The sequence below is a fragment of the Corallococcus terminator genome (genome assembly GCF_003611635.1).
GTDB lineage: Bacteria > Myxococcota > Myxococcia > Myxococcales > Myxococcaceae > Corallococcus > Corallococcus terminator.
This window is the reverse complement of the sequence record NZ_RAVZ01000488.1, coordinates 1-5,219: the sequence shown is the minus strand read 5'-3', so window position 1 is coordinate 5,219 and position 5,219 is coordinate 1. Positions and strand designations below refer to the sequence as shown.

Genomic DNA, 5,219 nt, shown 5'->3' with positions numbered 1-5,219 from the left:
GCGCCACCGGACTTGGCGAGCACCTTCGTGATGGCGGCCGTCAGAGACGTCTTGCCGTGGTCCACGTGCCCAATCGTTCCGATGTTCACGTGGGGCAGGCTGCGATCGAACTTTTCCTTGGACATGACACTCCTCGAAAAATGGAGCCCTGAACCAGGATTGAACTGGTGACCTCGTCCTTACCAAGGACGCGCTCTGCCAACTGAGCTATCAGGGCTTGGCGATGCACTACAACGGTTGGAGCGGGAAATGGGATTCGAACCCACGACATTCAGCTTGGAAGGCTGACGCTCTACCAACTGAGCTATTCCCGCATTGCCGAGTGGAGGGAGATGGATTCGAACCATCGAAGGCGTAGAGCCGGCAGATTTACAGTCTGCTCCCTTTGGCCGCTTGGGTATCCCTCCAGATATTCAATTGTGGTGCTGCGGCCGATTCCTACACACAAACTGCCAAACCGACTTCGTGTCCCGGGCCCTACTCCGCGGCCCGTCCTACCTGGCCGGCGGCGGGATTTGAACCCGCGACCTACTGATTACAAATCAGTTGCTCTACCGACTGAGCTACACCGGCATCACTCCAGCAACTGCCCCGCCCTACCTCATCCCGGGCGGACCGTCAACCACCCGGCAGCGACTTGAGAGGCGCGACCTTTTAGAAGTCCCCACTCTCCAAGTCAAGGAGATTGATCCGGGTTCGTCAGCGGGCCGGACGGCCCCGTTGACGGGCGACCTCGTATAGCAGAATCGCGGCGGAAACCGAGGCATTCAATGAACCAACCTGACCGCCCATGGGAATCCGGAGGCGGAAGTCGCAGTGCTTGAGGACCCCTTCCCTCACGCCCGCCCCCTCGGCGCCCACGACGAGCGCCAGGGGACCGTCCAGCCGGGCGCTCCACAGGGGCTCGGAACCCTCGATGTCCGCAGCCGCGACCCAGAGGCCCGCTTCCTTCAGTTCTTCCAGGGCACGGGAGATGTTGGTGACGCGGGCAATGGCGCAGTACTCGACAGCGCCGGCGGAGGCCTTGGCCACCGTGCCCGTCACCTGCACCGCGCGGTCCTTGGCCAGGACGACGCCGTGGGCCCCAAGAGCGTGGGCCGAACGGATGATGGCCCCCAGGTTGTGCGGATCTTGGATGCCGTCGAGCACGACCACCAGGGGCGGCTGGGAGCGTGCCTTCGCCACCGCGAGCACGTCCTCCAGGTCCACGTACTGGAAGCCCCGGAGCTCGGCGACGACGCCCTGATGGACGCCGCCCTCCGCCATGGCGTTCAGCCGTTCCTTGCCGACCTTCTCCACCTTGACCCCGGCATCCCGGGCGCGGCTGAGCAATTCGCCCGCGGCCTTGGCGGCCACCTGCCCGTCGACGAGGAAGATGCGCTCCACGGCGTCGGGATGGGCGCGGAGGGCTTCCAGCGCGGGGTTGATGCCATAGACGTAGCGCGGCGCTTCGGGACTCCCGCGCTCGCGATCGCTGCCGGCCTTGGGTGAACGCTCTCGCATGGGGGCTACTGGACCTCGACGGGCAGCGAGAAGGTCTTCTTCTGACGGGCGCAGATCTTCTCCGTGCAGATGAAGAAGGTGAGCGTCGCATCCAGCGTGCCCTTGCCGGCGGAGACCGCCGTGAAGGGGACCTCGAAGCGCGGATCCACGAACTGCTGCCCCTGGGCCTTCTTCGCCACCGACTGCTCGCGGGTCAGCGTCTTCTGCGCGGGGGTCAGTTGGGTGCCCGTGAGCTCCAGCTTCAGGGGGGCCTCGTCGGAGACGTGGGCGCCGGCCTTCGACTTGATGGCGAGCACGAAGGTGCCCTGCCCTCCCGCCTTCACCTGCGTCGACGTGCCCTCGGTGGTCACTTCGTAGAGGGTGGCGGGGTCCACGTCCTGGGCCAGCACCGGGGCACTGACGAAGGTCAGCAACAGGGTGGCCAGGTGCGGGAAGCGGCGGGGGTTCAGCATGGGTCGTCTCCTGGAAGGCGGCGCTCGTATACCGGGGCTTGGGACGCGCGGGGAGCCCTTTCTCTTCTAACTCCGGGGCACGCCCACCTTCACGGGAGCCTTGCGCGGTGGCGGAGGCGGCAGCAGCGCCTGGGGCGTCTCCAGCGCGGCGCTCCACACGGGAACCGCCCCGGCCACCAGCGCCTCCGCGCGCAGGATGATGGGGGTGGCCAGGTCCATGCCTGTCGCGGCCTCCATCTCCAGCAGCGCGGGCGAGCTGTTCACTTCAAAGACCTTGGGCTGCCCCTGCACGTCCAGGATGTCCACCGCGGCCACTTCCAGGCCCACCAGCCGGGCGACCTTCTCCGCGGTGGCGCGGTGGCCGGGTGACAGGGCCAGGGCCTCCAGCCGGGCGCCCCGGTTGAGGGTGTGCGAGAGGCGGCCGGGGCGCGGCTTGCGCAGCACCGCCGCGACCGCCTCGCCTCCCACCACCAGCACCCGGACGTCCTGGCCGGTGCTCCGCACGTACTCCTGCATGATGATGTTGTGGCCCAGGCCGAGCACCGCCTCCAGCGCGGCCTCCAGCGACTGGAGGCTCTCGCACACCATCACGCCGTGCTTCTCCTGGCCCTGGAGGAGCTTCACCAGCACGGGCACTCCGCCCACGAGGCCCACCATCTCCTTGAGGTGGGCCGCGTCGCGGGCCATCACCGTGGCCGGGATGTCGATGCCGTGGGCGGACAGGAGCTGGAGCGCGCGCATCTTGTTGCGTGACTGCGCGATGGCCTGGGCATGGTTCACCAGGGGCACGCGCGCCAGACCGAACTGGTTCACCACCGCGAGCCCGTAGGTGCTGATGGACAGGGCGATGCGCGGGATGACGACGTCGGTGGGCGTCAGCTTCTTGCGGTCGTACAGCAGGGTGGCCCGGCTGCCCCCGTCCAGATGCATCTGCACCCGGAGCGGGTTGAGCACGCGGACCCGGTGTCCCCTCGCGCGACCTGCGTCGACGATCCGCCGCGTGGACGAAATGGAGGCGGAGCGCGAAAGGACAGTGATTTTCATGGCGGAGGCGACCGGCCTGGCGAGGTCCTATAACCCCCGCCATGGCCCGGGTAAAGCCGCCTCCGCCCGCCGCGCTCTAGAGTTCGCGGATGGCGCGCACTTCGACGCTGACCGGGGCTTCCGGACGCGACGCTTCGAGGCGCGCGCAGGTGCTGCCGGTGAACCGCACGCCCGTGTCGACCAAAGACCAGGAGTCCGGCCCGCCGAGCGTGCGCTCGCCGTTGATGTAGACGACGATGAGCGAAGGGTCCGACGGGAGCTGGCTCGGGTCGAGCTGGATGTAGCAGGGCTCGCCGGGCATGAGCTTCTCGCTGATGGCCTTCAACGCGGCCGACAGTTCCTCCTGATTTCCCGCCTGATAGAAGGAACGGCCGCAGAGCTGGGCCGCCACGTCGCAGGTGTCACCCGCGCCGCAGTCGATGTCCGCGCGGCAGGTGCGCGCGAAGCCGCCCGCGCTGGCCATCGCGTTGAGCACCTGGGGACCGGCGCCCGCCGACGTCTCCGCGCCGAAGCCGATGACGATGGTGGAGATCTGGCGCGCCTTCAGGGTCTGCACCGCCGCGACCGAGGCATTCTTATCGAGGCAGCCCCGATTGTAGTACGGGCTCTCTGGCACGACACACTGCGACGTGGCCACCGTGCAGGCGCACTGCTCGGCCTGGCTTCCGTTGTACTCGTTCTCCGCGTTGCAGTTCGGCAGACCATCGGTCAGCAGGATGATGATCTGGGGACGCTCCGCAGGGTCCGTCGTCAGCTTCGAGCCCGCGAACGCCAGGCTTCCGCTCGTCGGCGTACCACCGCGGGGGCGGTTCGCGCCGCCGTTGGGAATCGCCTGCAGGAGCGCGTTGAGGCCCTTCGCATGGTCCAGCAGCTCCAGGTCCGAGTCCAGCGTGGTCGGGATCGCGAGGCGAACGCTCCCGCCCTCGCCGGCCGGGGCGCAGAGCTGGGGCACGGTGGGGTTTTCCACCGTGATGGGCGCGGGATACGTCGTCAGGCCGAAGCGGACGAGGCTGCCGCTCTCCGTGAGGAACGGGCCCATGGCGGCCTGGAGATCCGACCAGCGCGTAGGGCACTTGGACGTATCGCAAGAAGGCCGGCTCTCGCCGCAGATGTAGTCCTGGCCCTGCTCGGTCTGGCCGTGGCAGACCTTCACGCCGTTCACGGTCAGCTCTGGATTCACCGGCAAGGTCATGGAGCCGGAGGTGTCCACCAGCAGCATGACGTCCGGCTTGCTTCCGCGCGCCGTGATCACCGTCTCCTTCGTCGTCTGGGCGATCGCGAGCGGATCCACAGGCTCGAAGTCGTACGTTTGACAGCCGGCCATCATGGCACCACCGACGATGCCGGCCAGCAGTGCGCTCAGGGGGGTCAACTTGGCGCGCATAGGCTTTGGGAATTCCTTCTTGGAGGGGGACCACGAACCACGAGCCGCCAGCGTAACGCGTGAGCGCCCACCGAGGCTACAGCGACTCGCAGCAGGCAGGTCCCATTCAGGTGAAGCTGCCAAGTTGCAACAACAGGCGATCCCGCCGGGTCAGCGTCCATCCGAGGTCGGACACCCACATCCATCCGCAAGGCATGTGGCCCCACCCGCTCACAGGGTGAGGACGCGCGCGCCCTCCGTCAGCCGCCAGATGGAGGCGAGGCCCATGACCTCGTCGAGGGTGCCCTGCAGTTCCTGGGGCGTCAGGCCGCAGATGCGCACCGTGGTGTCACAGGCCACGAGTTTCGCACCCAGGGCCCGGGCCTCCTCGAGCATCCGGGCTGGCGTGGGGACGTTGAGCCCTTCCGCCCGAGCCGCCTCCGTGCGCTCGCGCTCGCTGTGGGCGAGGCCGAAGCCGCCCCGGACCAGTTGGCGCAGGGCCTCGAAGGCGAAGACGAAGTAGACGTCGTCCCCCATCGCGGCGGCGGTGATGCCCATGGAGCCGGCCTGGAAGGCGGGCTCGTACGTGGCGTGCTGGAGGAAGAAGAAAACGCGTCCGGCCATGATCCGCGACCTTAGCTGTATCGAGTCCGGACCGGCAGCCGTCGTATAACGGGGACCCCACTCCACCGGGAGTCCCGCATGCCGAGCCCGTCGTCCCGCCCCCGCGGTGTTCGTCCCTCGCTGGCTCCGTCACGTCCCGCCCTGTCGCGTTGGGTGGGCCTGTGCGGCCTCGCCGTGCTCGCGGGCGCGGGGCCCGTGTCCGAAGCGGCGCCGGCTCGCGCGAACGCCCAGGC

6 protein-coding genes and 4 tRNA genes are annotated in these 5,219 nt (G+C 68.1%); all 10 read right to left on the bottom strand.

Translation table 11 applies throughout. The features are described 5' to 3' along the window. On the bottom strand, positions 1-125 hold a 125-nt coding region (locus D7V88_RS38660), incomplete at its 3' end, for a GTP-binding protein (RefSeq protein WP_233601620.1). Positions 126-141: 16 nt separating this feature from the next. Next, a tRNA-Thr gene (locus D7V88_RS38655) sits at positions 142-217 on the bottom strand. Between the two features lie 21 nt (positions 218-238). Then, positions 239-314, bottom strand: a tRNA-Gly gene (locus D7V88_RS38650). A gap of 9 nt (positions 315-323) precedes the next feature. Then, positions 324-407, bottom strand: a tRNA-Tyr gene (locus D7V88_RS38645). 93 nt (positions 408-500) lie between these two features. Further along, a tRNA-Thr gene (locus D7V88_RS38640) sits at positions 501-573 on the bottom strand. Positions 574-699: 126 nt separating this feature from the next. Continuing rightward, the gene (rlmB, locus tag D7V88_RS38635; RefSeq protein ID WP_120545539.1) at positions 700-1,503 is read right to left on the bottom strand and encodes a 23S rRNA (guanosine(2251)-2'-O)-methyltransferase RlmB; all 804 of its coding nucleotides are present in this window, start codon (positions 1,501-1,503) and stop codon (positions 700-702) included. Positions 1,504-1,508: 5 nt separating this feature from the next. Further along, positions 1,509-1,955, bottom strand: coding sequence for a hypothetical protein (locus tag D7V88_RS38630; protein WP_208726716.1), 447 nt, complete (start codon positions 1,953-1,955; stop codon positions 1,509-1,511). Positions 1,956-2,021: 66 nt separating this feature from the next. Further along, on the bottom strand, positions 2,022-2,999 hold the full coding sequence (locus D7V88_RS38625) for an ATP-grasp domain-containing protein (protein ID WP_120545537.1): 978 nt from the start codon (positions 2,997-2,999) through the stop codon (positions 2,022-2,024). 76 nt (positions 3,000-3,075) lie between these two features. Continuing rightward, positions 3,076-4,383: an adventurous gliding motility lipoprotein CglB gene (gene cglB / locus D7V88_RS38620; protein ID WP_120545536.1), complete on the bottom strand. Its 1,308-nt coding sequence runs from the start codon at positions 4,381-4,383 to the stop codon at positions 3,076-3,078. A gap of 210 nt (positions 4,384-4,593) precedes the next feature. Next, the gene (locus tag D7V88_RS38615) at positions 4,594-4,986 is read right to left on the bottom strand and encodes a DsrE family protein (protein ID WP_120545535.1); all 393 of its coding nucleotides are present in this window, start codon (positions 4,984-4,986) and stop codon (positions 4,594-4,596) included. Positions 4,987-5,219: the final 233 nt, after the last annotated feature.